This is a genomic window from Collimonas arenae (assembly GCF_001584165.1).
Classification (GTDB): Bacteria; Pseudomonadota; Gammaproteobacteria; order Burkholderiales; family Burkholderiaceae_D; genus Collimonas; species Collimonas arenae.
In genome coordinates this window covers 2,421,877-2,448,210 of the sequence record NZ_CP013233.1, presented here as the reverse complement: position 1 = coordinate 2,448,210, position 26,334 = coordinate 2,421,877, and the positions used below count along the sequence as shown (strand labels likewise).

Here is a 26,334-nt window from a genome sequence, read left to right as displayed (position 1 = left end):
ATGTCCGCACAGCGAGAACCCGGCCCGGCCAGCACGCCGATGACGATGATCCAGGCGCTGCGTTCGGCGATGGATGTGATGCTGGAGCGTGATGACAACGTGGTGGTGTTCGGCGAAGATGTCGGTTTTTTTGGCGGCGTGTTCCGTTGCACTGAAGGTTTGCAGGCAAAGTTCGGCACATCGCGCGTATTCGATGCGCCGATCTCAGAAGGCGGGATCGTCGGCGCTGCGGTCGGCATGGCTGCTTATGGCTTGCGGCCGGTGGTCGAGATCCAGTTTGCCGATTACTTCTATCCGGCCTCGGACCAGATCGTCTCGGAGGCGGCACGGTTGCGCTATCGTTCCGCCGGCGAATTCACCGCGGCGATGACCATTCGCATGCCATGCGGCGGCGGCATCTACGGTGGTCAGACCCACAGCCAGAGTCCGGAAGCCTTGTTCACCCACGTATGCGGCCTGCGCACGGTGATGCCTTCCAATCCACATGATGCGAAAGGCTTGTTGATTGCGGCAATCGAGAATGACGATCCGGTGATTTTCCTGGAGCCGAAGCGGCTTTACAACGGACCGTTCGACGGTCATCACGACCGGCCGCTGGTGCCATGGTCCCAGCATCCGTTGGGGCTGGTGCCAGACGGTTACTACACGGTGCCGCTGGAGTCGGCGGCGGTGTTTCGCCCAGGTGCAGAACTGACCGTGATTACCTACGGCACCATGGTGTTTGTTTCGGCTGCGGCGGCGCAGGAGACCGGCATCGACGCCGAGATCATCGATCTGCGTAGCTTGTGGCCGCTCGACCTTGAGACCATCGTCGCTTCGGTCAAGAAAACCGGGCGTTGCGTGGTGGTACACGAGGCGACCCGTACCAGCGGTTTCGGCGCCGAATTGACGGCACTGGTGCAGGAACACTGTTTTTATCATCTGGAAGCACCGATCGAGCGCGTTACCGGCTGGGATACGCCTTACCCGCACGCTCAGGAATGGGCCTATTTCCCCGGGCCGGCGCGGGTAGGCGCAGCTTTCAAGCGTGTTCTGGAGGCACGATGAGCGTCCATGTCATCAAGATGCCGGATATCGGCGAAGGGATTGCTGAGGTCGAATTGGTGGCCTGGCGTGTCGCATTGGGTGAGCGCGTGATCGAGGATCAGGTGCTGGCCGATGTGATGACCGACAAGGCGACTGTGGAAATCCCATCGCCGGTGCATGGCACGGTGTTGGCGCTGGGTGGCGTGCCGGGGCAGGTGATGGCGGTGGGCGGTGAATTGATAAGGATTGACATGGATGACAGTGCCGGCGAAAGCGTTTCAGCGGCGCCGCCGGTTGCCGCCATCGCGGAAGCGGCGTCGGCGCCGCCGCCAACATCGCCAGGCGGCCAAATCAAGGCGATGTCGGACGCAGCGGCCTTGCATGCAGTGAAACACGCCAACGTCCCGGTTACCGCTTCGCCGGCGGTCAGGCGGCGCGCCCGGCAGCTTGGCATCGGATTGCAGGATGTGCCGGCAAGTGGCATCGATGGCCACGTTACGCATGAGGATCTGGATGCTTATGTCACGCATAGCGGCGTTCCATCGACAAGTCATTCCAGCGGCGGCCGCTATGTCGAAGGGCAGAATGAGGAATCGCTGCCGTTGATCGGCCTGCGACGCAAGATTGCGGAGAAGATGCAGGAATCGAAGCGTCACATCCCGCACTTCACCTATGTCGAAGAGTGTGATGTCACCCAATTTGAAACGCTACGGGCGCAACTGAACGCCAAGTGGGGCGCAACGCGTGGCCATCTGACCATGCTGCCGCTACTGGTACGCGCGATAGTGCTGGCGTTGCGCGATTATCCCCATTGCAATGCGCGTTTCGATGATGAGAAGGGCGTAATGACGCGCTACGGAGCGGCCCACATTGGCATCGCCACCCAGACCGATGCTGGTCTGATGGTACCGGTATTGCGCCATGCCGAGGCGCGCGATCCTTGGTCCTGTGCCGCCGAAATTGCGCGCTTGGCAGCTGCGGCGCGGGCCGGCCAAGCTGTGCGCGCTGAACTGTCAGGGTCGACCATCACCATCACTAGCCTGGGCGCCTTGGGGGGCTTGGTATCGACGCCGGTAATCAACTATCCTGAAGTGGCGATTGTCGGCGTCAACCGTATCATCGAGCGGCCGGTGATCCGCGACGGGGCAGTGGTGGCGCGCAAGATGATGAACCTGTCATCGTCGTTCGACCATCGCGTCATCGATGGCCAGTATGCCGCAGGTTTCGTCCAGGCGCTGCGCGGCTACATGGAGGCGCCGGCATTGCTGTTCGTCGAGTAGTCTGGCACTTTTGGCGCTGTTGTGTAGTAGTAATCATATTTGCTGTCATACAGATGGACACTTGGTTTCCTCTGTTGGACGATGAGTATTGCTACGGAACCGCGAGCGGCGATAGTGCAGAAATATTTCATGTCCGTGACACGGAAAGCCAATTTGCCGAAATTACAAGCATGGCGGAGCGGATTGATACGCCAATCAAACCTACGATTTTCATTTGAATGGATAAACTGCGTTTAGGAAGCGTGTTTGGATTTGACTTGCAAAAGACCGGAAAAAAGCAAAAAAAAAGATGCAGTATCGATAAAAATAAGCTATCAATATATTGGGTTTAGGTGCAAATTATCGGGATTCATTCAGCTGCGATTTTTGCTGCGGTGCAGCTAATGATTGGCTTCGTTGGGGACGGTGTGTGCTCCGGAACGGATGAAGCCAGCAGATTCAGCCAGCCAGTCCAAACAGAGGGGATAAACATGTCAACAGTCTTTAACCTGAATGGCAAGACGGTTTCAGTGGAAGCGGAACCCGATACGCCGCTGTTGTGGGTGATTCGTGATGAGATTGGCCTGACCGGCACCAAATTTGGTTGCGGTGTGGCACTGTGTGGCGCCTGCACGGTGCATCTGGACGGGCAGCCGATCCGTTCGTGCCAGACGCCGGTTTCAGCGGTGGCGTCGAAGAAAGTGTCAACCATCGAGTCGCTGTCCAAGGATAATTCGCATCCGCTGCAGAAAGCCTGGATCGCGCATGATGTGCCGCAATGTGGCTATTGCCAGTCCGGCCAGTTGATGAGCGCTGCGGCGCTGCTGGCCACCAACAAGAATCCGAGCGACGCCGACATCGAGAATGCGATGAGCGGCAATATCTGCCGTTGCGGCACTTACAACCGTATCCGCGCTGCGATCAAGAGCGCCGCTGCGGAAATGCGCAACAAGGCTTGAGGAGATTCAAGATGACCACCACACGACGCGATTTCCTGAAATCTTCCGCATTGGCAGGCGGCGGACTGACGTTGGGTATCATGCTGCCCGGTTTCATGGATGAAGCACTGGCAGCCGGCACGATCTATACGCCGAATGCCTGGGTGCATATTGCCGACGACAACACCATTACATTAATCTCGGCGCGTTCCGAAATGGGACAGGGCGTGTATACCGCACTGCCGATGCTGATTGCAGAAGAACTCGGCGTCGACGTACACAAGGTAAAGGTGGCCATTGCCCCGCCCAATGCGGTCTACACCAATGCATTGCTGGGTGCGCAAATCACCGGCGGCTCGACTTCCATACGCGACGGCTGGGAAAAACTGCGTATCGGTGGCGCCCAGGCCAGGATCATGCTGGTCAGTGCCGCCGCCAGCAAATGGCATGTCGATCCGGCTGCCTTGCGGGTCGAAAACGGCATGGTGTACGGCCCCAATGGCAAGAAAGCCAGTTTTGGCGCGCTGGCCGAAGCGGCGTCGAAGTTGCCGGTGCCAAAAGATGTGCAGCTGAAGGATCCGAAGGATTTCAAGATTGTCGGCAAGGCCACAAAACGTCTCGATACGCCATCCAAGGTCAACGGCAGCGCGGTCTATGGCATCGACGTCAAATTGCCCGGCATGGTTTACGCGTCGCTTGAACAATGTCCGGTCATCGGCGGCAAGGTGCTCAGTTTTGATGCGTCGAAGGCGCGTGCAATGCCGGGTGTCATCGATGTGGTGCAGATTGACGATGGCGTGGCGGTGGCGGCCAACAGTTATTGGCGCGCGAAAAAAGCGCGTGAGCAACTGAAAGTGCAATGGGACGAAGGGCCGGTGGCCAAGATCGACAATGCGACGATGATGGATGGCATCCGCGCTGCAGAAAAGAACGCCAAGATCATCAACATCAAGAAAACCGGCGATGCCGCCAAGGCCATGCAAGGTGCCGCCAAGGTTCTCAAGGTTGAATACCAGTCGCAGTTGCTGGCGCATGCGACGCTGGAGCCACAGAACTTTACCGCCGATTTCAAGGACGGCAAGTGCCGAGTCATCGGTTCGACCCAGTTCCAGCAGGGTGCTCAGGGTAATGTGGCGAAAGCGCTGGGCATCAAGCCGGAAGACGTGGATGTGCAGACTACCTTTCTTGGCGGAGGTTTCGGACGACGACTGGAAGTCGATTTCATTGTCCAGGCGGCGCAGATTTCAAAAGCGGTCGGCAAACCGGTCAAGCTGGTGTGGACGCGGGAAGACGATACCACCCACGATTTCTATCGGCCGATGGCCTTGCATCGCATGGCAGGTGGGCTTGATGCCGATGGCAAGCCGGTAGCGTTGACCTTCCAGCTGACCTCGCAGTCGGTCACCCAGCGTGCCTTCGGACTGCCGAAGGACACGCTTGATCCGTTCATGGCCGAGGCCTCGGTGGTCGGCTATGGTATTCCCAACATGACCCAGGACCTGGTGATTCACGATACTGGTTTGCGCGCCGGCTACTGGCGCTCGGTCAGTCATGCGCTGAACGCATTCGCCAATGAAAGCTTCATCGACGAGATGGCCGCTGCTGCTGGCAAGGATCCGTATGCGTTCCGGCTGTCGCTGCTGGACCAGCAGCCGCGTTTTGCCAACGTGCTGAAACAGGCGGCGCAGAAGGCCGGCTGGGGCACGCCGCTACCAAGCGGCCATTTCCGCGGCATCGCCCTGATGGAAGGGTACGACACCTATATGGCGCAAGTGGCCGAGATTTCGATGCATGACGATAACGAGATCAAGGTGCATCGGGTGGTTGTCGTTGCCGACCTTGGCCATATGGTTAACCCGGATACGGTCGAGGCGCAACTGCAGTCGAGCATCGCCTTTGGTTTGTCGGCGGCGCTGGGCGGCCAGATCACGCTGGAGAAAGGGCGTGTCCAGCAATCCAACTTCGGCGATTATCCGGTGGTGCGGATGAATGAGATGCCGAAAATCGACGTGACACTGGTCGCCAGCACCGAAAAACCAGGTGGTATCGGCGAGCCTGCCACAGCGTTGATCGGTCCGGCGGTGGCGAACGCTGTATTTGCTGCAACCGGGAAACGGGTGCGCAAGATGCCGCTGACGCCGGAAAATATCAAGACGGCGTGATGGTTTGAGGGTGTTGCAGATACCGAAGAAATACAGAAAGCCAAAAGCCTGCAGTGTTGTGGCGATGCCGTTCAGTCAAGGCTGAGCGGCATTTTTATTTGTGAGATTTGTGGTAAGTGGTTAGGTATGCAGAGGTGAAGTTGAAATCTTCGCTTTTTGAAGCAGACGCCCAGAATAGCATCCGTCATTCCCACGAACACAGGAATCCACGTTACGCAAAATAGATCCCCACGTTCGCGGGGATGACGCGGGTGGTTGCGTTATCTGAATACGGTTCGCGAGTATATCAATGCACATACGTCGGTCGCCAACGGACAAACAACTCCCACGCGGCGTACTGGTCGCTGGCGGCATTCAGATCGTCGCGAAATCTTTCGTCGCACAAGGCATCGGCAATCTCGGCGAGGAGCTGTAGATATTCCTGCGAGCCTTTTGCGGGCACCAAAAGCACCAATATCGCTGAAACCGGCTGGCCATCCGGCGCGTCGAAAGCGATCGGCGAGCGGGTGCGTATGAATCCCATCATGGGCGCCCCCAGGCCGGCGATTTGCGCATGGGGAAGCGCGACGCCGCAGCCAAGGGCGGTGGATTCCAGTTTTTCACGCGCCAGCAGCCCCTGGCAGATTTGCGCAGAGTTCAGTTGATGCTCGCGTTCGAAGGTCGCTGCGATCAGCGCAAACACCTCTGCCTTGCTGGAAGCATCCACATCCAACCGGATATTTTCGGGGAAAAGGAATTTCGCAAACGAACTCTTCAGAAAATCTTGCTGCACTAATTTTTCGGCATGCATTGCAACTACCTTCCTGCTTGAAAATTGACCAATAACTGGCCCGTCTTTCCGCAAACAATATCCGTTTTTGTATAAAGATTTCGTAAATTTTTATGCGGTGATTCCAATAGATCGACATTCTTTACGATTTTTTTATATGCGAATGTGTAATCTGGCAACTGGTATTTTCAACATCCATTTACCCCGGCGGCTGGCCATGCCGGTCGTCGACGCACAAGATTCGCCAGATGACTATTTCAATGCTTCAGGAAGCTTTCAGCACATTTGTCCGAACCCATGGCCTTGAGCGGCATTTCCAGCGCCTGGCCTTTTTCGATATCGGAAAGCGTCCCGGAGCGGACAATACGCTGGCGTCAACATTGGCCAAGCAGCTGGTTTCCGTATCAAATACACCGGTTGATGGGCTGATTGCCTCGCTTGGGACACATGCAAACGGCCTGACGGAATCGCAGGCTGACAAGATCCGCCAGGATGTCGGACTTAATGAGATCGGCCAGGGGAAAGCACAGCGCTGGTGGACCCATCTGTGGCATTGCTACCGGAACCCGTTCAGCCTCCTGCTGACCTTCCTGGCGACAGTCAGCTATTTCACCGACGATCCCATGGGCGCCGTTGTCATCGGCTCCATGGTGGCGCTTGGCACATTGATCCGATTCCTGCAGGAGACCCGCTCCAATAAGGCGGCGGAAAAGCTCAAGTCGATGGTCAGCAACACCGCCACAGTACTTCGGCGCAGCATCACTGAGGCCGTGCTGGGAAAGAGCCGCGAATATTTCAATTTGCCGGAACAGCAGCATCAGGTCCATAAAGTCGAGATTCCAATCAGCCGATTGGTGCCAGGGGACATCATCGCGCTGTCTGCCGGCGACATGATTCCGGCCGACGTTCGGCTGCTGTCGGCCAAGCATTTGTTCGTCAGCCAGGCTGCCATGACCGGCGAATCGCTGCCGGTCGAGAAGTTCGCACAACAGGTGAATCCGGCGACGTCGAATCCGCTGGACCTGGATAATCTGTGTTTCATGGGCACTAATGTCGTCAGCGGCGCGGCGACCGCGGTGATCGTCAATACCGGCAAGAACACCTATTTCGGCATGCTGGCCGAACGGGTTCTGAAGACCGATCGCTCGCCCACTGCTTTCCAGCGCGGCGTCAATGAAGTCAGCTGGCTGTTGATCCGCTTCATGCTGGTGATGGTGCCGATTGTGCTGCTGATCAATGGCTTTACCAAGCACGACTGGTGGAGCGCGTCTCTGTTCGCACTGTCGATTGCAGTCGGGCTGACGCCGGAGATGCTGTTGATGATCGTCACCGCTACACTGGCCAAAGGCGCGATCTACCTGTCGCAGAAAAAAGTGATCGTCAAGCGGCTCGATGCGATCCAGAACTTTGGCGCCATGAACGTGCTGTGCACCGACAAGACCGGCACGCTGACGCAGGACCGGATTTTCCTTGAGCGCCATACGGACATCTACGGTACGCCGTCGGACAAGGTGCTGGAGTATGCCTATCTCAACAGCTATCATCAGACCGGACTGAAGAACCTGCTGGACGTTGCGGTGCTGGAGCATGCCGAGTTACAGAGCAAATTGAACGTTGCTCGCCGTTACCGGAAAATCGATGAGATTCCATTTGATTTTCAACGGCGCCGAATGTCGGTGATCGTTGCCGAAAACGAAGATCGCCATTTCCTGATTTGCAAGGGAGCCGTCGATGAAATTCTGTCGGTATGCAGCCGTGTCGACATGCACGACGCCAGTGCCGAGCTGACGCCGGAATTGCTCGATGAGATCCGCACTGTGACTGCGGCGCTCAATGAAGAGGGACTGCGTGTGGTAGCAGTTGCCGCCCGCGAGTGCAGGCCGGACAAAGAGAGTTACGACGTAGTTGACGAGGCAGGGCTGACGCTGTTCGGTTACATCGCCTTTCTGGATCCGCCGAAAGAATCGACGGCGCCGGCAATTGAAGCCTTGCAGAAGCATGGTGTCCGGGTCAAGGTCTTGACTGGCGACAACGACAAGGTCACGGCCAAGGTCTGCCGCGAAGTCGGGCTGACTTGCGATGCGATCCTGCTTGGCGCCCAGGTGGAGGCCATGTCGGATGCCGAGCTGGCGGTTGCCGTGGAACGCTACGACGTATTTGCCAAACTCACACCCTTGCACAAGGAACGGATCGTCAGGGCATTGCGGCATGGCGATCATATTGTCGGCTTTCTTGGCGATGGCATCAATGATGCGCCGGCATTGCGCGCCGCCGATATTGGCATCTCGGTCGATTCGGCCGTCGATATTGCGAAAGAGGCCGCCGACATCATCCTGTTGGAGAAGAGCTTGCTGGTGCTGGAGCAGGGCGTCATGGAAGGGCGCAAGACTTTCGCCAACATGCTCAAATACACGAAAATGTCGGCCAGCTCCAATTTCGGCAATGTGTTTTCAGTGTTGCTGGCCAGCGTTTTTCTGCCGTTCTTGCCGATGCTGCCGCTGCAATTGCTGGTGCAGAATCTGCTTTACGATTTCTCCCAGGTGGCGATCCCGCTGGACAATGTCGATGCCGAATTGCTGGCTAAACCGCAACGCTGGAATTCCGGCGCGATCGGTCGCTTCATGATTTTTTTCGGACCAATGAGCTCGGTGTTCGATATCGCGACATTTGCCCTGATGTGGTACGTCTTCCGAGCCAATACGCCAGAAACGCAGACGCTGTTTCAATCAGGCTGGTTTGTCGAGGGTTTGCTGACGCAGACGCTGATCGTACACATGATACGGACCCGCAAAATCCCGTTCCTGCAAAGCCGGGCCTCCTGGCCGCTGCTCATCACTACCGCGACGATCATGACTGTCGGTGTGTTCCTGCCGATGGGGCCATTCGCCGAATACTTCAAGTTGCAGGCCCTGCCGCTCAGTTATTTTGGCTGGCTGCTGTTGATATTGCTGGGCTACATGCTGCTGACGCAGGCGATGAAGGGTTTTTATGCGCGACGTTATGGCTGGTGACGGCGCGGTCACCCGGCCTGGCTGGAATGGCGCCTCCGCAACGCCAGCAGGAACATCCACGAGGCCACGCAGAACGGCGCACTTAGCGCCGGCAATCCCGCCGATTGCGACAGTGGAATCATGACGCTGGTGGCGATTGCCGCAAAAGCCGCACACAAGAGAGCCATAGCGATGGCCCGCCAGCCAGGTTTCTGGCTCAGCGTTATCACGGCGAGGGCGCTGAGTACGGAATTGAAGCCGTATATGCCGTGGAAGATTGCCAGATCGGGCGCACCGATGAGCAGCGCAGTCAGCGCGCCCGTGAACGAACCTGCTGCCGCCACCATTGCAGCGCGCGTCGTGCTGACAGACAGTCCCAGCAGGAAGATGAGACCGGCAATCAGGTCGTCCTGATAGAAAATCTGGCTAACCCCACGCAGGGTCCCGTTCAGGAGCAGGCCGGCGATATCTTGCCTGTTCGTAAACTGGCCGGCCCATGCCAGCGTCGTATCCGACAGCAAATGGCCGCTGACTCCCGCCACTGGACCTTGCGCGTAAGCGAGGCGGCCCACATGTATGACGGAGAACAGAATTAGCCATAGCACACAGACAAAAGGGGCGCTTAGCGCGGGAAGCTGGATGCGTCCCAATAACCGATGTAATGCATGCATCAGAAGCGTCGACAGTGCGCCTGCGATGACAACAACCATCCACAGCAGCGGGCTCGGACTGAAGATGGAGCCGAGCGCAACACCTGCGAAAAAGCCATTGAAGCCATACACGCCGACCAAGACAAGATGGCGCTCGGCGCCAATCGCCCATGCGGTCGCGGTACTGGCCGTCACGCCCAGCAATGCCGCCAAGCCAACCCAAGGCGAGCTGAGGAAGACCCCGAGCAGGAAAATCAGCCCGGTGTAGCCGTTCTGCTGAAACATGCTTTGGCTGATCCCGAGGAAAATCGCCCGCACAGCGCCCATGACGACCTCATTCTGCGCAGATGTCGACCCAGGTTCCCGGCACCAGCATTCGGTTGCCCCAGAACAGAATGTCCTGGGGATCGGGATGCAGCGGACTCACTTTCACTTTGAGGACTGCCCCATAGCCGTCGGTCTGCATTGGTTGTATCCACCAGCCGTTGGTGGCGTCCCAGATCTGGATCCGTATACCGTCCAGGCTGACCGCCACCGCCTCATGGTAGATTTTGTCGTCGGCCAGCCAGTTTAGATAGCCGGGGCCGTCTCGCCATATTTTGCGCAATTGACTGATGGCATGGGTCGACAACCTCTGGATCAATTGCACCGGCGCGCTCTTCACGCCGCGCGACAGGTAGACTTCGCGGGAAAATGCCGCCAGGGCTCCGCAATCGAGGCGGTACATCGCCACCGCGTCGCACCAGAACAACGGCCATGAGGTCGGACCCCATTCGTAGCGTTCGGGAATCCATCTTGGGGCTGACAGCAGTTGTCCGTCGCCGCTGACGGAATCGAGATTGTAGTCCTGGTTGATCAGCCAGTTTCGCGCGATATGGCAGCAATCTTGCCCATGATGCGAAAGGTAGGAGGCCGGGTAGGTGTGCCAGAAGTCGATCGTGACTTCGTCGGCAAGCGGTAGCTTAGAGTCCATTACTTTTCCCTCGTCCAAAAGTGTAGGCCATGCTGCTTTCATAAGCGCCGGCGTCGCAGATCGCCAGCAACTGCCCTTCGGTGATGTCGGCCCGCAATTGGACATTGGGCGCGACGATATCGTCTTCCATGCAAAGCCGGCCCAGGATCCTGGCCGGACCACGCGCCATCGGCTGCCATTCACCGCTCTTGTGGTCTCTTTGCAGTATCCGGTGCGGGAATTGCCAGGCTAGCGGCAACTCTGCGATCGAGCCGTCGACAACGATGTCCTGCGGGACGCCCTGGAATCGCCTCACTTCGAGTACCCGCATGGCGACCGCCATCGAATGCTGCACCATGGCGCGACCTGGCTCCAGCACGAAGGTCCGCAGGCTCGGTAGCGCTTCGCGCGCTTGCCGGATTGCATCACCCAGTTTCGGCATCAGATCGTTCTCGAAGTCGTCGGGGAACCAGCCGCCGCCGATGTCAACGCACTCGACGGCGCGATCGGTGCAGGATTCGATTGCCTTTGCACAGCGCAACGAGGAGTCATAGAGTCGCCACCATTGGCCGATACCGAAATTGCTGCTGGCAATGTGGAAATGGCAGCCAATCCTGAAATGCTGCGGGAGCGCCCGCAGGAGTCCGATCATGTCGTAGAAAATCTCGCGCGAAACCACCGGAATGCCGAAGCGCGAGATGAGCTGCGGGCCGCGTAGCCTGACGCCGATGATTTCCGCCAGCTCCTCGCCGCCCACCGCCCGTTGTACAACCTGGCGCAGTTCGTCGAGCGAATCGCAAAAAATCGCATGGACCGGCCGTGACCGGGCCTGGCTCGGCCACGCCTTTGCCGGTCCGTTCAGAATGACTTGTTCGGGAAGGAAACCCACTTCCAGCGCCTTGCCGACTTCAAGTTCACTGATCGCTTCGGCCAGGAAGCCGACGTCATAGGCCATCTTGATCAGGCGCTCATCCGGGTTGGTCTTGATGCTGTAGGCGGCCCTGACCTCGCAGGCCGGGGAAGACGCCGCGCGCGCAGCTTCGGCAAGCTGGGCGAAACTATGCGCTGCGGTGCTGGGGAGAAGAATGCGGGACGGTGTTTCGACGTTATCCAGGTCCGCGCCCAGGATATCTTTGATGAAACTGGCGGGGACAGTGGCCACCGATGGGGCGGCCTCCAACGGGACGCTGGCTGGCACTGAGCGGCTACGTAGCGCATGCAGCCGGTGCGCCAGCATCGGCATTCCCGACGGGTATTTTCCCGAATGAAGCTGGCTGCCGTTCATCGGTTCCTGCAGGGGCGGGATTGGGTAACCGGCGCGCACCGGCATTTCCAGTACGATCCGGGCGAATTCATTGGATTGCGGAACCGCCTCGGACATGGCAATCCCACTCGCTGCCTCAACCAGGCGGCCCGCGAGGTTCCGTCCGGCGATCGTCGCCCCGTGGATCCAGGCAGGAAATCGCGGGTTGATTTCCATCAGCCAGAGTTCGCCTGCCGGGTTGCGGATCATTTCCAACTCGGCGCCGCCGCTCCAGTTCAGCTCCTTGACGATGGCGCGCAGCGGATTGAGGAATTCGGGAACCGGATCGTCGATGCGTCCACCCCAGGTTTTTCCCTCCGGCGTGATATCGCGCTTGACCATATGTACCACATCCAGCAGGCGACCCTGGTAGGCGCTGAAGCTAATCGACTCTTCGAGTCCGCGCACATGCGCCTGCAGAAACAGCTTTTCGGTTCCCCATGTGGCTTGGAAGGCCGTTCGCAACGACAGGAATGAGGGCCACCAGTTGACCTGGACGGCATCGTAGTAAGGTCCCTTGAGCCAGATCTTCCATCCGTGACGACGGCAGAAGGCGTTAAGCGTCCAGTCTTGCTCGGTGGTTGAAATGAAGGGTGGAATGCCGACCGGAAGGCCGCGATGCGCTGGTACTGCCGGCTTGGCAATCTGGTCGAGGGCCTCGACCGATGGAATCAACAGACGTGGATGCGGCCCCAGGACTTGCGCCATCCAGAGTATTTCCAGATCCAGGCACGAAATCCAATACGCTTCTTCCTGCTCCAGGCGATCGCGGATGCTAGTCGCATACGTGTCCAGGTTCAGCCTGGCCCAAGGTTGCTGAATCCAGACGTCGTTGAATACAGGGGCATGGATGCCGCTGCTGCGGCTGGAATAATCTACGCCGATGAGTGTGGCGTCGGGATAAGCTAGCCGCAGGGAACTGGCTACGCCGACTCCGGAGGAGGGGTTGGGGCCGGAGTATAAGCCACTGATATAGATTTTCACGACTGGAGCCCCTTTAGCGTTGACAAGCTGTGGGAACGGCTAGGGCTCTATCGATGACTGGCTGCAATCGCTCCGTCGCAACCAGACTGGAAGCCTGTGACAGGATTCCAGCTTTGCGTAACTCTCAACCGTTTTGGCGACATCCGCTAATCTCTTCGATCACATTGCGCTTTGCATTCCTCCGGCTGTCGGCGTGCGGTACAGTCCGCGATTTGCGTTGTTTCTCGCCGAAACCGTCAACGTTCCATGACTCACCGGTGCAGGACATCGCGTCCGTTTTCGTCATGGTTCGTCAGATCGACATCGCCCCGGCTGCCATTAGCGGGCCGGGGCGATTTTCCATCAGGATCTGGCTAGCGCACTACATTGATCTGCAGAAATTTTTTGCCGTTGAAATAAAGAGATTTCCGGTTGAAGGATCACCCATATTTCCCTCCCTACGAATGCAGATTAGGCGATGCCAAAAAGTAAAACTAGGGTTGATAAAAAATATATGAATTCCATATAGAAACATCAGTCGATAAGCCACGAGGCGTGGTGATTTCACCTGCGGCGCAGCGCGCTCTTTTAATTGTTTATACGAATAGATCGCAGGCCTATGCGCATGTCGCCGACTTTCAACCATGTCTTTTTTTTCTGCCTCGTCACTGGCGCGATGAAATAGTCAAAAAAATGAAAGCTATTTGCAAGCTTCGACAGAGTATTGTCGAAAGAAAATAATCATAATCGGGGAGATATTGCACATGAGAACGCTTATCGCGCTTCTTTTTCTGGCATCAATGGCAACAGTGGCAACAGTCAATGCACAGGAAAAAATCGTCATCGGACAGTCTGTCGAGTTATCCGGCGAGGCCACCGGCAAGGAGAACATGGAAGGCGCTTTGGCTTACTTTGGCTGGGTCAATGCACAGGGAGGCGTATACGGCCGCAAGATCGAACTGAAAACCTACGATGACAAGCGCAAGCCGGAAACCACCAGGCTCAACACCGAAACACTGTTGAAGCAAGACAACGCGTTGGCCCTGTTCGGTTATCGCAGTACGCCAACGGTGGAGGCGGCGCTGCCGCTTCTGCTGAGCGACAAGGTGCCGATGATCGCGCCATTCTCCGGCGGGCAAAGCCTGCATAGTCCGTTCAATCCTTATCTGTTCAATTTACGCGCAAGTTACCAGGACGAGACCGCGAAAATGATCGAACTGTTCGGCTCGCTGGGGATTCGCAAGGTGGCGATCCTGTTTCAGGACGACAGCTTTGGCAGGGATGGCCTGGCTGGTTTCGAACGTAATCTGGCGGCGCACAAACTGAAGGCCGTGGTGACCGCCAGCTACGACCGCAAGGATCTACAGATCACCAAGGCCGTTGGCGAGATTGTCGCTGCCAACCCACAGGCGGTATTGATGGCCTGTACGCCTTCGGTCTGCGCCGATTTTGTCAAGCAGGTCCACCAGAAGGGATTTCACCCGGCGTTCATGATGCTATCGAATGTCAGTTCCGAAACGTTTTTCGAATCGTTGGGTGATGACGGGCGTGGCGTCAGCGTCATGCAGGTCATGCCGTATCCAAAGGATTTCAGCGCTGGCGCTGCGCGGGAATTCCAGAGTGTCTTGAAAGGCATGGCAAAACCGCCGCCGCCATCCTATTCGGCATTTGAAGGTTTTCTTGCGGCCAAACTGCTGACCGAAGGGTTGCGCAGGGCGGGTCCCAATCCAACTCGGCAAAAACTGATGGCGGCATTGGAAACCATGCGGGATTTCGATCTCGGCGGAGTGAGGGTGTCGTATACGCCGACCAATCATGATGGATCAAAGTTTGTCGAAATGATCATGATTGGCAAGCATGGTGCAATCTTGCACTGAAATCCCATAACGCTGAACCGCTCGGCGACAGAGTGAAAGTGGCACCCGTCTCTCTGGAATCAGGGAGGCGGATGTACCGGTAGCAACATCTCTACCGCATGCTCTCGCTGGTCATCCATCAACGGGATGAAGCCTTCAGTTTGTTCAATGCCATCCACTTTCAAATGATAGGTTGCACCTTCGTCGCGACCTTGCCTGACGATAATCTTGTACGTCGTTTCGCGATAGCGGTAGTCCATCCGATACATATCCCAATCCTCAGGCAGGCAGGGCTTGATATGCAGTTTGTCGCCGGCCAGTCGCAACCCCAGCAGCGATTCGATAATCAATCGGTACATCCAGCCGGCCGAGCCGGTGTACCAGGTCCAGCCACCACGGCCAACATGCGGCGCGACGGCATAAACGTCTGCCGCGATCACATACGGCTCGACTTTGTAGACGGCCATATTGTCGGCGGTCTTGCTATGGTTGACCGGATTGATTAACTGCAGAAGTTCCCAGGCGCGCCGATTGTCGCCCAATTGGGCGAACGCCATCACGGTCCAGATCGCGGCATGGGTATACTGGCCGCCGTTCTCACGCACGCCGGGAACATAACCCCGGATATAGCCAGGATTCTGGTCCGATTTGTCGAATGGCGGATCGAGCAGCTGGATGATGGCATCCTGACGCCGCACCAGTCGACGATCGACCGCTTGCATGGCAGTTCGCGCCCGCTCCGGATAGCCGCCACCCGACAACACCGACCAGCTCTGCGAAATGGAATCGATCTGGCACTCGGCATTTTGGGCAGAGCCTAGCGGAGTGCCGTCATCGAAGTAGGCGCGCCTATACCACTCGCCGTCCCATCCGTTCTTGTCGATGTTTTTCTGGAGTTGGGCGGCTTCTGTCTGGCAGCGCATGGCAAAAGGCCGGTCGTCATGGATGGTTGCGACCTCGGCGAAGCGCATCAGCACGTCGTAGAGGAAGAAGCCGAGCCAGATGCTTTCTCCTTTGCCGTGCTCGCCAACCTTGTCCATGCCGTCATTCCAATCGCATGAGCCCATCAGCGGCAAGCCATGCACGCCGAATTGCAAACCTCTTTCGATGGTGCGCACGCAGTGTTGGTAAAGTGTCGCCGATTGTGTCGAACGGCTTGGCAGGTCGTAGTAGGAGTCTTCGTCCGGATTTACCGCACGGCCTTCCAGGAACGGCGCAAGTTCTTGCAACACGGTGTGGTCTCCGGTACAGCTGACATAACGATGCACCGCCAATGGCAGCCACAGATAATCGTCAGAGCAATGGGTGCGCACGCCACGATCGGTTGGCGGATGCCACCAATGCTGTACGTCTCCCTCAATGAACTGATGCGCTGCGCACAATAGCAGATGCGCGCGCACCAGTTGCGGCTGACTGTGCACCAAGGCCATCGCATCTTGTAGCTGGTCACGGAAGCCGAATGCTCCGCCGGACTGATAGTAGCCGCTGCGCGCCCACATGCGGCAGGCGATGGTTTGATACATCAGCCAACCGTTGGCGAGTACATTGAGAGCAGGATCCGGGGTGTCGACCTGTACCGTTCCCAAAGTCTGCGCCCAAAATGCGTGAACGGCTTGCAAGGCGTCGTGTGCAGCGGATGTGCCGCGGTAACGTTGCACCAAGTTGCTGACATTGGTTTGGCGTGTATCGGCCATGCCGAAGATGAACACGATTTCGCGCTGCTGTCCAGGATTCAGATCAAACTGGACCTGCATGGCTGCGCACGGATCCAGACTCGCTCCCACCTTGCCGGACAAGCGCACGCGCGCCATCGCGGCCGGATGTTGCAACGAGCCGTTACGTCCAATGAATTCATTACGGTCGCCGGTAATACTGCGTGTCGTGGTGTCGACATCGAAGAAGGCCGTGCGATCGGTGAACTCGGTGTTGTATGGATTGCGTGCGAACAGCGCGCCGGTTGCCGGATCGCTTTCGGTGATGATATGCATGGTCGATTTAGGCCGCAGGTCGCCCAGCACCCATTCGACATAACCGGTCGCTGACAATTTGCGCAATGTGTCCGATGCGTTGCTTACCTTCAGTATCGAATACTTGATTGACGCATCCAGTGCAACGTACACGGTCAGTTCGGAAGCAATGCCATCCTCGACGTGCTCGAAAACGCTGTAGCCGAAGCCGTGCCTTGTCACGTATTCGCCGGCGCCGCGACTAGGCAGCGGAGTAGGGGACCAGTAGTGTCCGCTCTCCTCATCGCGCAAGTAGAAGACCTCGCCGCCTTCATCGGTGACAGGATCGTCGGCCCACGGCGTCAGCCGGAATTCGTGTGCGTTTTCACCCCAGGTGTAGGCTTGCCCGCTTTCGGAAATGACGGTGCCGAACTGTGCATTGGCAATCACATTGCCCCACGGCGCAGGCGTCAGCTGGTTGGCTGAAGTGGTGATCACATATTCGCGCCCGTCCGGCGTGAAGCCGCCGACGCCATTGGCAAGGATCAAGTCGCGCTGTTGCGTTGGTAATGCCTGTGGCATCTCTGGCAACGCAGCGACGCGCGCCGGCGCCAGGCGCGGCACGCGGATCTCCAGCAGGTCGCGGCGATTGAGCTGCTCCGCCAGCGTGCCACGGCTGTCGCTGAGCACCACACGCGCCACCGATTGCAGCAGGATTCGGTCTTCATCCGAAATCTGGTCAACCAGGCGCACGAAAATCCCGCCCGGCCGATCGATTTCGTGGCTGCCAGTGACCGATGAAATCAATCCCATGATCTGTTCTTGCAGTAGCTGCCGATAACCGGCATGGTCTTCGTTCCAGATCACCAGGTCGACCGCAAGTCCTTTCGAACGCCAATATGCGTGGGCCTGCACCAGTTGACGCACCAGTTCGATGTTCTCCTGGCTTTTCAGCCGCACCAGCACGATCGGCAGGTCGCCGGAAATTGCGTAGCCCCACAGTCCGGACTGGCCGCGATGATTGCGTATCAAGACGCTGGCGTCGGCGCGCAGCAGCGAGTTGACGTAAATCACCGAACTGGCCAGGCGTCCATAGAGTTGGGCGTCGGCCTCGCTGGCGTTGAGCTGGCGCAGCACTACCTGACTGTGCGGCCAGGATAGTTCGACCACGCGGTCTGCCAGGTGCCGGTCCTGGTATTTGTCGATCAGGCCGAGGCAGACCTCGCGTGAATCGCCGATGCCCGTCACCATATCGATGGTAGCGGTCTGTTCTGCCTCAAGCGTGATTTGATAGCGGATCGCGACGATCGGATCAAGTACCGATCCGGCGTTGCCAGCCAGTGGACCAGCTAAGCGCATCGCTTGTGCCGTGGCGACTGTATTGCCGCGGCCGATGAACTGCATGCGATCGGTTTCGTATGACACCGTGCCGATATCAACGCCGTGCACGGCCAGCAAATGGAACATCCACGGCATTTTTTCGTGCATCGAACGGGGCCGGCGGGTGCATAGGATGGCACGTTGCGAATGGACGATTTCGGTTTGCACAAACAGATTACTGAACGCGGGATGAGTGTCGTCGGCCGCCGCCGGCGCCAGCACCACTTCAGCATAACTGGTGACGTCAATGGTGCGGCGCATGCGCGAGCGGTTGACGATGCGGGTGCGGCGTAACTCGATATCGTCTTCTTGCGATACAACGATTTCGGTATGCATGTCGAAGTTATTGTCGCGCCGCCGGAATTCGGCGCGGCCTTCGGAAAAAATGACTTCGTAATTGTCGGGTTGAGCGCGTGTCGGCTGGTATGCGGTCGACCAGAAAATGCCATTGTCGGCGCCATCCAGTTCACGCACGTAACAGAAAGTCCCCCAATTGTCGCGCGTGCTGTCTTCCCGCCAGCGCGTGATGGATAGGTCGTTCCAGCGGCTGCGGCTGCCGCCGGCGCTGGTGATCATGACGTGATAGTGGCCGTTTGACAGCAACTGGACCTCTGGAGTACGCGGGTCGGGACGCTGCAGGACACGCATTTGCATGCCCTGTTCGGCCGAAGTGGTACGGATATCAGCCAGTTCAGTGGTGTTGGAGTATGTGGCGCTCGCTTTCGGTACGCGCTCGTGCAACAGCGACATCGTGGCCTGGAACAAGGGGTCGGATTCGAAGCGTTTCTGCATTGGACGATCAAGCAGCAGATAGGATAGCGCCAGGAAGCCCATGCCCTGGTGATGCGCCATGAACGAGCGGATGACTGCGTTGGTTTGTCCGCGCGGCAAGCGCGACGGCGTGTAATCGATCGCTTCGAAGAAACCGTACTCGCCTTCGAAACCTTCCGCAGACATTTGCTGCAGATTGCGGCACGCCTCTTCCGGCGCCACCATCAAGGCCATCATCGAGGCATAGGGGGCGATGACAAGATCGTCGCCCAGGCCGCGCTTGAAGCCGAGTCCGGGTACACCGAAAGCACGATACTGATAATTAAGGCTGGCATCAAACGTGTTGTAGCCTGATTCTGAAATGCCCCATGGCACGCCGCGCTGCATGCCGTACTCGATCTGGCGCTTGACGGCGGAACCGTAAGTCTGGTCAAGCAAAGTATTTTCGAAGGTAGGCATGACCAGTAGCGGCATCAGGTATTCAAACATCGATCCGCTCCACGACAGCAGGATCGGTTCGCTGCCGGCAATGGTGAGCTGGCGCCCCAGCGCGAACCAGCTTTCCTGCGGCAATTGCCCCTGGGCGATGGCGACGAAAGTGGTCAACCTGGCTTCGGACGCCAGCAGATCGTAAAAACTGACATCGCGGCGACGTTCGCTGACGTTATAGCCGATCGCCAGCAGATGCGTGGCAGGATCGTACAGGAAGCTATATTCCATGCGAGCGAAGTCGGTCGCCTGGGTCATCAGCTGTTCAATGATCAGCATGCGGTCAACCGCCTGGCGGCTGCCGTCGGCAATCGACTTGTCCAGCGTCGACAGATAATCGCTTCGCTGAGGTTCTTTGTGCGCGGCACGTCTTTGCGACAACGCAGGCATCATGTTGATGTGCAGTTGCGCCAATTGGCGCAGTGTCGGGATCTGATCGAGTCGGGGGAAGTCGTCAACCCATTCGGACGACGCTAATGCGCTAATCCAAGGCGTCAGGATCTCCAGTTCGTTCAGCGCTTCGCGACACTGGCTGGCCAAAGCCCGCGCCCACACATTGATCTGGGTATCGGGCACAGGATCCAGTCCGGCGACGAAACCGGTGGCGCAGCGGCTCAGGCGCGCCAGGCAATCGTGCGCCACGGTCAGAGTGGCAGGCACGGACTGACAGGCGGATTCCAGGTCTTTTTCGAATTGGATAAGCTTCACCAGTGGGCCGCCGCCGGCCGTATCGCGCAGGATTTCATAGGTGTCGCGGATGCCGCTGAACACTATTGGATTGAATATCGGCGTATCAAGCAGATCGTTCAAGCCGGGGCGCAAGGTGAGCAGATGGCCAGCCAGGTTGCCGCTGTCCACCGTCGAAACATAGATCGGATGCAGCGGTTTCAGATATTGGGTGTCGTACCAGTTATAGAAATGCCCTGGTATCGTTCCAGCGAGGCCATGGTCTGAAATGTATTTTGGGTGCGCTCGATCAATTGTCCAGGCGGTATATAGCCGAAATCGTAGGCTGTCAGGTTGGCCAGCAGCGACAGGCCGATGTTGGTTGGCGAGGTGCGGCGCGCTACCACGGTGACCGGATGCTCCTGGACATTATCCAGCGGCAGCCAGTTGTCTTCGGGGCCGACATAGGTTTCAAAGAAATGCCAGGTCTTGCGCGACAGCGATTTCAGGAACAGTATTTGTTCGCCCGACAACTGGGCATGACGGCGGGCAATCGGCTGACTAATCCAGTAAGCTATGAAAGGCGACACCCACCACAGCAACAGGATCGGCGCCGCGGCGCTCAGGGCCAGGGGATTCCTGATGACCAGATAGGCAGCAGTTACGAAGGCAATCGTCGGCGCGATCCACATTAATTGGTAGTAAGACACCAGGCTGTTGTTCGACTGCCGGTTTGCCTCGCTCGATGGATTCCATGCCAGCAATTTCTTATGGGAGACCAGGATGCGCCACTGAGTGCGGAGGATAGCGTCCAGATTGACCGCAGCTTCATACGGCAGGAAGATCAAGTTCAGCACCGCATGAATGAAATGCTGGGTCGTGGCGCGTAGCGATGCGGACAGGTGCTGGCGCAACAAGACATCGCTTGGTTTGCGTATCAGGCTCAACAGGCTGGTACAGATCGAGGGCAGCAACAGTATGCCTAGCATCGCGCTGCTCCAGAACCAGGCCGCCGGCAGTGCCGTCCAGCCAATCAGCAGCAAAGCCGTCAGCGCGAATGGGACGACGCTGCGGCGCAGGTTATCGAACAGTTTCCAACGCGATAATGCTGAAAGCGGATTACGATGGGTCACGATCTTGCCGGTAGCTGCATCGCGCGGACCGGGCACTCTCGGCAGCAGCCAGGAGGCGATCTGCCAGTCACCACGTATCCAGCGATGGCGGCGGGTGATGTCGGCGCTGTAGCGCGACGGGTATTGTTCATACAGTTGCACGTCGCTCAGCAGGCCGGCGCGGGCGTAGCATCCCTCCAGCAAGTCATGGCTGAGCACACGGTTTTCCGGCATGCGGTTCTTTAGCGCCTGTTCGAAGGCGTCGACATCGTAAATGCCTTTGCCGACGAACGAGCCTTCGCCGAACACATCCTGATAGACATCGGATACGGTGCGAGTGTAGGGATCGATACCGGTTTCGCCGCCGCATAGCAATTCATAGCGGGACGCCTCCGCGCTTGGCAGGCTGACTGCCACGCGCGGTTGCAGGATGCCGTAGCCTTGAACCACGCGCCGGCGTCGGGCGTCGAATACGGCGCAGTTCAGCGGATGCGCCAGGGTCGCCACGAATTGGCGCGCTGTATCGCGCGGCAGCTCGGTGTCGGTGTCGAGCGTGATGACGTATTTGATATTGCTCAGGCCGAGGATATTGCCGACGATGAGAGAGAAGTTGTCGGTCACCCCGCCGCGCAACAGAGCATTCAGGTCAGCCAGCTTGCCGCGCTTGCGCTCATAACCCATCCAGGTTTTCTCTTGCGGATTCCAGCGCCTCGGCGATGCAATAACAGGAAGTTATTGTGGCTTGAGCGGTTATATTTTTTGTTCAGATCGTCGATATGCTGCTTGGTGTGTTCCAGCAAGGCTGCGTCGTCCGGCATCGTTTCGGTGTCGGCATCGGCAAAATCCGTCAGCAGGCAGAAGCGCAGATTGTCGTCGCGATTGGCGAGATAGCGTACCTCCAACGATTCGCTCAGGTTATCGATGTTTTGCTTGGTAAATAATATCGTGGGACCACTACCAACGTACTGGATTCAACCGGAATGCCATCGGAAAAGTCCATGCGCGGCAGCGGATGCGGTGTGGCGACCAAGGTAATCAGCCAGTTGACCATGGAGTGAGCAAGCTGGCTGGCGCCAATCAGCGCCATGACTGCGATTAGCGCCACTATCCAATAGGCGGTGCCATCAGCATAAGCCTTGGCCGCTATGCCGAAGGCAACCAGCAATGTGATGACAAGCATGCTGACAAGATAGGCCGATAACGGTGCGACCTTGCCGGCGCGCTGCAGTGCCTGCAAAGGCGGTGAGCGAAATCCCGCTGATTGCTCCAGTTCCGGCAGGCCTTCTCCTACCAGGTAATACCCCACATGCGCCTGGCGCGTCGCAAGATTGTCTTGCGGGGCATGGGCGCTGGCCAAGCGCACGGCGCTATCGGCCACTTCAAATTCAGACAAGCGGCCATGCTTGGCGATTTTCTCAATGACGTGCCGATAACGATCGCGCGTTGCGAAATCCATTCGTGCATAAACGTCGACCGGATCCTTGCGCAATGTATGGTCGACCACACTCATGGTTTCGACGAATTCGCGCCAGTCCATGGCGCTGAGGAAGCGCAGGCTGCCGATGCTGTTGCTGATCGATACCTGATCGGCGGCTTGTTGCTGCGTTTCCAGTTGCACCAGCTGCTCGATGGTTTGGCCGGATTCCGCCAGGCGCTGCGACAGCCAGGTCATCGGTAGCGTGAGCGCAGGACTTTGGCCTTGCACGCGCCGCACCAGCTCGGCTACAAATGAGCTGTCCAGCGGCGGTTCGGAGCGTGCCATGTCGGCAACCAGCAGGATCAGGTTGCTGGGATCGTTTTCGGCGCATTCCGCCATCGCATCGGCCCAGGAGTCGGCCAGATTGCGGTTGAGACGGGTGAGCGCCAGATTGGCGGCGACGCGCCGCAGATTTTCGATCAGCGCCAGACGCAACATGATCGGAATCGCCCATAGCTCGCCAAGCTTGAGCGGGGTAACTTGCTGATAGGCGGCAACGAAGCGGCTCAGGCTTTCGGGATCAACGCGGCCATCGCCATGGGAAATGGTTTCCAACGCAATGTCATAGACCCTTGGTCTGCCGGCAGAGCTGCCGCGCAGCAGGCGCGGTAACTCCCGGCTGTAATTTTTGGGAAGATGGCGCTTGGCGGTACGGATCTGCTCTTCTATTAAGTAGAAATTGTCCAGCAGCCACTCTGCCGCCGGCGTAACTTGCCGACTAGCCTTGATTGCTTCGGTGAGTTGGCTGCAGGCATCAATGATGACATTTTCATTGCTCGCCAGCCGCGACAGCAATTGATCGCGCCCGCGTTCCGTACTCAGTTTGTGTGCATTGGCCAGAATACGGCCGTGTTGTTCCATCTGCAAGGCACTGAACAGTTCAGCGCGGAGCGGCAACTCGTCACTTGGCGACTGGCCGTTGGCGCTGCCGGGCAGCAGCGCATTTTTGATGACAAGGAAATGATCGCGTAGAGACCTATTGTCTGATTTCAATTCTGACGTTTCTATATATTCAACGAATCTGGGAAGAAGCCGATCTCGGACAGGACTTGATCGTCGGAGATTGGATTCTGGCCCTATCGGATATCGCCGCTGGCAACCGGAAGTGCTGCGTGTCAGTAGAAGACGTTCGGTAGGGGACGGTAGAGATGTGGGCCGTAGGGGTGCTGACTGACGCACTGCGGACCGTCCTGTGATTGACAGGGTAGCAGATTCTTGGGCGAATCTCCCACTACTTGTAACGCCGGCTGAAATGATGGAATTCGGTTGTCAGAAAACTGAACGAGGCGATATGCCGTCGCATTTTCAGATTGCATGTCATTGCTGACGCAGCAAACCTGGAATGACTTCCTCGTCCAGCCATTTTTTACTGCGTCACCCCATTGTTAGCGTGCCGGCAGCACCACCACAGTTTCCGGAGTTGTACTACCCCTTGCTCCAGCGCTGCCTCTTGCGCCGGTATTGCCCGTCGCTCCGGTGTAGCCAGTGGCGCCGGTATCTCCGGTGGCGCCAGTGCTGCCCGTGTCACCCGTGGCGCCGGTGCCGCCGGTAGCCCCGGTATGACCGGTGCTACCAGTTGCGCCTGTATATCCAGTCGCCCCGGTGTAGCCGGTGGCGCCGGTAGCACCTTGTGGCCCGGCAGGTCCGGTTGGCAGTGTAAAACATCCCGCCAACGAGAATGCCGCCGCAGCGACAATGAATTGTGTTGAATATTTCATGATGATTCCTTTTTGTGTGCTTACGTGAACTGCACACGTTTTGTGCGCAGCCCCCAGATTTGATCAGTCTCTGGCGACAGTGATCGCGTCGGCAGATCAAGCCAGCGCTGCTGGAAAAGGTCGTCTCATGCACCGACCTGGCGCATAGTTCCGGAAGGCTCTGACCGGTGCACTATGATTGAAAGCCAGATTACGGTGTTTACGCGGCCATTTCGGTGCGCTGGCACACATAGGAAAAAAGCCGGATGCGGACATTCTGTATTTGTTGTTTCGGGCAGTCAGTCACTTCCCGAGTGTCCAGAACATCGTCAGCACGGCAAGCGCCATGACGCCGGTGCAGACCCAGCCCAGCACTTTCAGTCGGGTGCTGATGACAAATTGCCCCATGATGTCGCGCCGTGCCGCCATCAGCATCATGACGGCCATGATCGGCACTGAAATGACGCCATTTAATACGGCGCTCCAATACAATGCCTTGATCGGATCGATCGGTGTGAAACAGAGCGCTGCACCGAGCAACGTCGAGACGGCGATGATGCCGTAAAATCTTTTGGCCATCACCGGTTTCAATTCCAGGCCGTTATGCCAATGAAAAGCGCCCGCCATCGCATAGGCTGCTGAGCCGGCCAGGACAGGAACGGCAAGCAGCCCGGTACCGATGATGCCGGCGCTGAATAGCCAGAAGGCGAACTCGCCGGCAATAGGACGTAACGCGGAAGCGGCTTGCGCCGAGGTCTGGATATCGGTGATGCCGTGTAGCCCGAGCGTGACCGCAGTGGTCAGCATGATGAAATAGGCCACGATATTGGAAAACCCCATGCCGATCAGCGTATCGATCTTGATCCTGTGGAAATTCGTTTTCGCCTGTTCCGGCGCCCTTATTAGCGGTTTCGATTGTGGATTGGCTTGTTGCTCCTCGACTTCCTGCGAAGCCTGCCAGAAGAACAGATAAGGACTGATGGTGGTGCCGAATACGGCGACGACTGTGGTGATGAATTCCGGCTTCCAGGAAAGCTGAGGCCAGACGGTCTTGCTCAGCACTTGTGCCCACGGCATATGTATGACAAATACCGTGGCGACATACGCCAACAGCCCAAGTGTCAACCATTTCAGTATGCGGACGTACCGGTTGTAGGGAATGAAAATCTGCAGCGTCAGTGACAGCAGTCCAAAGCCTAGCGCGTAAAGATGGCTTGGGCCGCCGCTCAACAACTTCAGTGCCTCGCCCATGGCAGCGACGTCCGCCGCGATATTGATGGTGTTGGCTACCAACAAGAGCCCGACGATCGAATATAAAAGCCAGGCCGGATAATGCCGGCTGATGTTGGTTGCCAGACCGTGGCCGCTGACGCGTCCTATCTTGGCGCTGATGACTTGAATGCCGACCATCAAGGGATAGGTCAGGAACAAGGTCCATAACATGTTGAAGCCAAACTGCGCGCCAGCCTGCGAATAGGTGGCGATGCCGCTTGGATCATCGTCGGCGGCGCCTGTAATCAGTCCCGGGCCGAGTTTTTCAGCCATGAATCACGTGAACGTAGGGTTGGCATCGTTACACCGCTGTTGTGCCGGCAAGCGGCCGGCTTGTGGGCTGGAGAATCATTCGGCCAGACCCGGTTGCCGATAGCACCATCATGGGGCTGCTGCACCATTGGCAGAATGCGCCTGAAAAACGATGTCATGGTGCTGCATTTTGATTGATACAGGATGCGGTATAGGGGCTTCGCGTCCGTGCGGCAACGCACACAGGCGATGCCCGGAGCGTCGCCTGAGAGCGAGGTCACCCCGAACCGGAGGGATGCGCTGCCGGTTTTCAGCGCAAAGAATCGAACTATGTGCGGCAGCGTACCGATACCCTCGGCATTGCGGTCCAGAATGGGTGCTTCAAGCGTTGCGTCGAGATCGGC

The 26,334-nt window shown here is 57.8% G+C and carries 16 protein-coding genes; 6 read left to right on the top strand and 10 right to left on the bottom strand.

Going from position 1 to position 26,334, the window contains the following annotated elements; all coding sequences use genetic code 11:
* The 4 genes from CAter10_RS11330 (at position 1) to CAter10_RS11315 (ending at position 5,385) form a co-directional block, all read left to right on the top strand.
* Complete coding sequence (locus CAter10_RS11330) at positions 1-1,047, top strand: alpha-ketoacid dehydrogenase subunit beta (RefSeq protein ID WP_061533490.1); 1,047 nt, start codon at positions 1-3, stop codon at positions 1,045-1,047.
* Positions 1,044-2,306: a dihydrolipoamide acetyltransferase family protein gene (locus CAter10_RS11325; RefSeq protein ID WP_061533489.1), complete on the top strand. Its 1,263-nt coding sequence runs from the start codon at positions 1,044-1,046 to the stop codon at positions 2,304-2,306. The genes CAter10_RS11330 and CAter10_RS11325 overlap by 4 nt, the downstream gene beginning before the upstream one ends.
* A gap of 470 nt (positions 2,307-2,776) precedes the next feature.
* The gene (locus CAter10_RS11320) at positions 2,777-3,244 is read left to right on the top strand and encodes a (2Fe-2S)-binding protein (RefSeq protein ID WP_061533488.1); all 468 of its coding nucleotides are present in this window, start codon (positions 2,777-2,779) and stop codon (positions 3,242-3,244) included.
* A gap of 11 nt (positions 3,245-3,255) precedes the next feature.
* A complete protein-coding gene (locus CAter10_RS11315; RefSeq protein WP_061533487.1) occupies positions 3,256-5,385 on the top strand; it encodes a xanthine dehydrogenase family protein molybdopterin-binding subunit in 2,130 nt (709 codons plus the stop codon).
* 286 nt (positions 5,386-5,671) lie between these two features.
* Here CAter10_RS11315 and CAter10_RS11310 read toward each other — a convergent pair whose 3' ends face one another.
* On the bottom strand, positions 5,672-6,175 hold the full coding sequence (locus CAter10_RS11310; protein WP_061533486.1) for a PTS sugar transporter subunit IIA: 504 nt from the start codon (positions 6,173-6,175) through the stop codon (positions 5,672-5,674).
* Between the two features lie 227 nt (positions 6,176-6,402).
* On the opposite strand from CAter10_RS11310, the gene mgtA reads away from it, so the two are divergent.
* On the top strand, positions 6,403-9,165 hold the full coding sequence (mgtA, locus tag CAter10_RS11305; protein WP_061533485.1) for a magnesium-translocating P-type ATPase: 2,763 nt from the start codon (positions 6,403-6,405) through the stop codon (positions 9,163-9,165).
* Positions 9,166-9,173: 8 nt separating this feature from the next.
* Here mgtA and CAter10_RS11300 read toward each other — a convergent pair whose 3' ends face one another.
* Genes CAter10_RS11300 through CAter10_RS11290 form a run of 3 tightly spaced genes read right to left on the bottom strand, consistent with a single transcriptional unit; the run spans position 9,174 to position 13,033 of the window.
* Positions 9,174-10,121, bottom strand: a complete 948-nt coding sequence (locus tag CAter10_RS11300; protein ID WP_061533484.1) for an urea transporter — start codon at positions 10,119-10,121, stop codon at positions 9,174-9,176.
* 7 nt (positions 10,122-10,128) lie between these two features.
* On the bottom strand, positions 10,129-10,767 hold the full coding sequence (locus CAter10_RS11295) for a hypothetical protein (protein WP_061533483.1): 639 nt from the start codon (positions 10,765-10,767) through the stop codon (positions 10,129-10,131).
* Positions 10,757-13,033 (bottom strand): hypothetical protein, encoded by a 2,277-nt coding sequence (locus CAter10_RS11290; RefSeq protein WP_061533482.1) that lies wholly within the window; start codon positions 13,031-13,033, stop codon positions 10,757-10,759. The genes CAter10_RS11295 and CAter10_RS11290 overlap by 11 nt, the downstream gene beginning before the upstream one ends.
* 743 nt (positions 13,034-13,776) lie before the next feature.
* Between CAter10_RS11290 and CAter10_RS11280 the strand changes: the two genes are divergently transcribed.
* Positions 13,777-14,889, top strand: coding sequence for an ABC transporter substrate-binding protein (locus CAter10_RS11280; protein ID WP_082797874.1), 1,113 nt, complete (start codon positions 13,777-13,779; stop codon positions 14,887-14,889).
* A 59-nt stretch (positions 14,890-14,948) separates the two neighbouring features.
* Here the strand turns inward: CAter10_RS11280 and CAter10_RS24675 are convergent, their stop codons facing one another.
* The 6 genes from CAter10_RS24675 to CAter10_RS11265 all read right to left on the bottom strand — a co-directional run bounded on the left by CAter10_RS24675 (position 14,949) and on the right by CAter10_RS11265 (position 25,951).
* The gene (locus CAter10_RS24675) at positions 14,949-20,312 is read right to left on the bottom strand and encodes a glycoside hydrolase family 94 protein (protein WP_335340144.1); all 5,364 of its coding nucleotides are present in this window, start codon (positions 20,310-20,312) and stop codon (positions 14,949-14,951) included.
* A 29-nt stretch (positions 20,313-20,341) separates the two neighbouring features.
* Positions 20,342-21,913 carry a hypothetical protein gene (locus tag CAter10_RS24670; protein WP_335340143.1) on the bottom strand — a complete coding sequence of 524 codons (1,572 nt, stop codon included), beginning with the start codon at positions 21,911-21,913 and terminating at the stop codon, positions 20,342-20,344.
* Positions 21,874-22,134: a hypothetical protein gene (locus tag CAter10_RS24665; protein ID WP_335340142.1), complete on the bottom strand. Its 261-nt coding sequence runs from the start codon at positions 22,132-22,134 to the stop codon at positions 21,874-21,876. The genes CAter10_RS24670 and CAter10_RS24665 overlap by 40 nt, the downstream gene beginning before the upstream one ends.
* 8 nt (positions 22,135-22,142) lie before the next feature.
* Positions 22,143-23,702 carry a hypothetical protein gene (locus tag CAter10_RS24660; RefSeq protein ID WP_335340141.1) on the bottom strand — a complete coding sequence of 520 codons (1,560 nt, stop codon included), beginning with the start codon at positions 23,700-23,702 and terminating at the stop codon, positions 22,143-22,145.
* A 392-nt stretch (positions 23,703-24,094) separates the two neighbouring features.
* A complete protein-coding gene (locus CAter10_RS11270) occupies positions 24,095-24,427 on the bottom strand; it encodes a hypothetical protein (RefSeq protein ID WP_061533479.1) in 333 nt (110 codons plus the stop codon).
* Positions 24,428-24,709: 282 nt separating this feature from the next.
* Entirely contained in the window at positions 24,710-25,951 is a 1,242-nt protein-coding gene (locus tag CAter10_RS11265; RefSeq protein ID WP_061533478.1) for an NRAMP family divalent metal transporter, read from the bottom strand.
* Positions 25,952-26,334: the final 383 nt, after the last annotated feature.

What these genes read in the sequence shown, in the direction of transcription:
- CAter10_RS11330 (WP_061533490.1), top strand. Translation starts at nt 1, where the DNA reads ATGTCCGCACAGCGAGAACCCGGCCCGGCCAGCACGCCGATGACGATG.
- CAter10_RS11325 (WP_061533489.1), top strand. Translation starts at nt 1,044, where the DNA reads ATGAGCGTCCATGTCATCAAGATGCCGGATATCGGCGAAGGGATTGCT.
- CAter10_RS11320 (WP_061533488.1), top strand. Translation starts at nt 2,777, where the DNA reads ATGTCAACAGTCTTTAACCTGAATGGCAAGACGGTTTCAGTGGAAGCG.
- CAter10_RS11315 (WP_061533487.1), top strand. Translation starts at nt 3,256, where the DNA reads ATGACCACCACACGACGCGATTTCCTGAAATCTTCCGCATTGGCAGGC.
- CAter10_RS11310 (WP_061533486.1), bottom strand. Translation starts at nt 6,175, where the DNA reads ATGCATGCCGAAAAATTAGTGCAGCAAGATTTTCTGAAGAGTTCGTTT.
- mgtA (WP_061533485.1), top strand. Translation starts at nt 6,403, where the DNA reads ATGACTATTTCAATGCTTCAGGAAGCTTTCAGCACATTTGTCCGAACC.
- CAter10_RS11300 (WP_061533484.1), bottom strand. Translation starts at nt 10,121, where the DNA reads ATGGGCGCTGTGCGGGCGATTTTCCTCGGGATCAGCCAAAGCATGTTT.
- CAter10_RS11295 (WP_061533483.1), bottom strand. Translation starts at nt 10,767, where the DNA reads ATGGACTCTAAGCTACCGCTTGCCGACGAAGTCACGATCGACTTCTGG.
- CAter10_RS11280 (WP_082797874.1), top strand. Translation starts at nt 13,777, where the DNA reads ATGAGAACGCTTATCGCGCTTCTTTTTCTGGCATCAATGGCAACAGTG.
- CAter10_RS24670 (WP_335340143.1), bottom strand. Translation starts at nt 21,913, where the DNA reads ATGGGTTATGAGCGCAAGCGCGGCAAGCTGGCTGACCTGAATGCTCTG.
- CAter10_RS11270 (WP_061533479.1), bottom strand. Translation starts at nt 24,427, where the DNA reads ATGAAATATTCAACACAATTCATTGTCGCTGCGGCGGCATTCTCGTTG.
- CAter10_RS11265 (WP_061533478.1), bottom strand. Translation starts at nt 25,951, where the DNA reads ATGGCTGAAAAACTCGGCCCGGGACTGATTACAGGCGCCGCCGACGAT.